2 protein-coding genes are annotated in these 2275 nt (G+C 72.0%); both read left to right on the top strand.

Annotation, left to right across the window (positions count from 1 at the left end):
- On the top strand, positions 1–1251 hold a 1251-nt coding region (locus ACWDR3_RS47645), incomplete at its 5' end, for a helix-turn-helix transcriptional regulator (RefSeq protein WP_450358929.1).
- A 102-nt stretch (positions 1252–1353) separates the two neighbouring features.
- Positions 1354–2127 (top strand): arylamine N-acetyltransferase family protein, encoded by a 774-nt coding sequence (locus ACWDR3_RS47640; RefSeq protein ID WP_450358928.1) that lies wholly within the window; start codon positions 1354–1356, stop codon positions 2125–2127.
- Positions 2128–2275 lie beyond the last annotated feature (148 nt).

Genomic DNA, 2275 nt, shown 5'->3' with positions numbered 1-2275 from the left:
CTGCGCAGCGCCACGACGGTGGCGCTGCGCAGCGAACCCTGGCTGGAGCGGGCCGCCGCGCTCGCCGGCGAGCTGGCCCGGGACCGGCAGGTCGCGGTGGAGCGCGCCGAGCAGGTGCTGTGGGACCTGCGGCTGAGCCGCTCGGCGTACTGGTCCGAGGAAGCGGCCCTGCTCGCCCTGCTCACCCTGGTCCACGGCGACCGCACCGACAGCGCCGCCGAGTGGTGCGAGCGCCTCACCCTGGACGCCGCCGAACGCGCCACGCCCACCTGGCAGGCCGTCTTCCTGGCGGTCCGCGCCACCATCGCCGTACGCCAGGGCGACTTCGCCGCGGCCGTCGAGCGGGGGGACGCCGCGCTGGACCTGCTGCCGGCCAAGTCGTGGGGGGTGGCCATCGGGCTGCCGCTGTCCAGCCTGGTCGTCGCCACGACCCGGATGGGCCGCTACGACGACGCGCTGCGCCATCTCTCCCAGGCCGTACCGACGGCGATGTACGAGAGCTGGTACGGGCTGCCCTTCCTGCAGGCCCGCGGCATCCACCACCTGGCCACCCATCACCACCGGGCGGCCCTCGGGGACTTCCTGTCCTGCGGGGAACTGCAACGCCAGTGGGGCGTGCAGGGCCTGGGACCGCTGCCCTGGCGGGCCGGTGCCGCCGAGGCCTGCATACGGCTCGGCAACACGGACCGGGCCAAGCAGCTCGTGCACGAACAGCTCTCCCGCTCCGGCACGGGCGGCGGCCGGGCCCGCGGGCTCGCGCTGCGCCTGTACGCGGCCACCTGCGCACCCGGCCGCGGGCTGCAACTGCTCAACGAGGCACTGGAGTTGCTGGAGTCCGCCGGCGACCGCTTCGAACAGGCCCGGGTCCTCGGCGACATGAGCCGGCTGTACGGCGAGGTCGGCGAACAGCGCCGGGCCCGGATGCTGTTCCGGCAGAGCCTGCACGTGGCCAAGGCCTGCGGAGCGCGGCCGCTGACGCAGGAGCTGCTCGCGGGCTCCACCGACGGGGACGCGGAGCGGCAGCCGGCCCTGCCGGCGCATGAGGGGTCGGTAGGCGAACTCACCGGCTCCGAGATGCGGGTCGCCTCGCTCGCCGTCATGGGCTACACCAACCGCGAGATCGCGGCCCGCCTGTACGTCACGCCGAGCACGGTGGAACAGCACCTCACCCGGGTCTACCGGAAGCTGAAGATACAGCGCCGCCAGGACCTCCCGTCGTTCCTGTGGCCGAACGCCTCCAAGGCCGGCTGAGGCCGCGTTCCGCCGTCCCGGGCCGCCGTTCCCGATCCCCGAACTCCCTTTCCCGCATTGTCCGTTCCTTCGATTCCCGTTCCCTGCATGGAGGTTTTCCAGGTGTTCGACACAGATTCCTATCTGAAGAAGCTGGGGTACTCCGGTCCTCTGGAGCCGACCCCGGAGCTGCTGCGGACGCTCCACAAGCTGCACCTGATGAAGGTGCCGTTCGACAACTCGCTCAACGCCGGGCGGGGGCTGGACATCTGGGAGTACGTCGACATCGACGTCGACGAGACCTTCGACGCGGTGATCACCGGAGGCCGGGGCGGCGTCTGCCACGAACTCAGCGGTCTCTTCCGCAACCTGCTCACCCGGCTGGGCTTCGACGTGGCCGTCATGGCCGCCGGGGTCCGGATGGCGAACGGCGAGTTCGGGCCCGAGATGGAGCACATGCTCCACGTCGTCCGCTTCGGCGGGGAACGCTGGCTCGTCGACGTCGGCTTCGCCGGCCCCTCCTTCCTGGAGCCGCTGCGCCTGGCCGCGGGGGAGGAGCAGGAGCAGTACGGCTGCACGTACCGGCTGGACGCCGAGGACGGGCACTGGACCCTCAACCGGCGTCCGCTGGAGGGCACTTGGGAGGTCGTCTACCGCCTCCCGGACGTGGTGCGCGAGCTGTCGGACTGGCGCGGCGACCCGACCCTGCGGGAGTACGCGCGCGAGCTCAACTCCGCGGTGACGCTGATCCGCGGCCGCGCCTTCGAGACCGGCCAGCTGACCCTGATCGGCAAGCGTCTGATCACGGTGGCGCAGGGCCGCCAGCAGATCCGTGTGCTGGTGAAGCCGGCGGACTACGAGACCGCCGTGGAGTCCATCCTGGTCTCGGAGATCTGACGGTCCCGGCCGCGGCCGGACAGCGACGACGCCGAGGGCGCCCTCCCCAGGAGGGCGCCCTCGGACGCGTGGCGGCCCCAACGGCAGAGCGTCGGGTAGGGAAACAGTGTGAGTGAGGCGGTGTAGATCAACGGGGGCGGCGGATCAG

Source organism: Streptomyces sp. NPDC001002 (assembly GCF_053599215.1).
The sequence above is the reverse complement of the archived record's forward strand: the minus strand, read 5'-3'. Positions and strand labels throughout refer to the sequence as shown.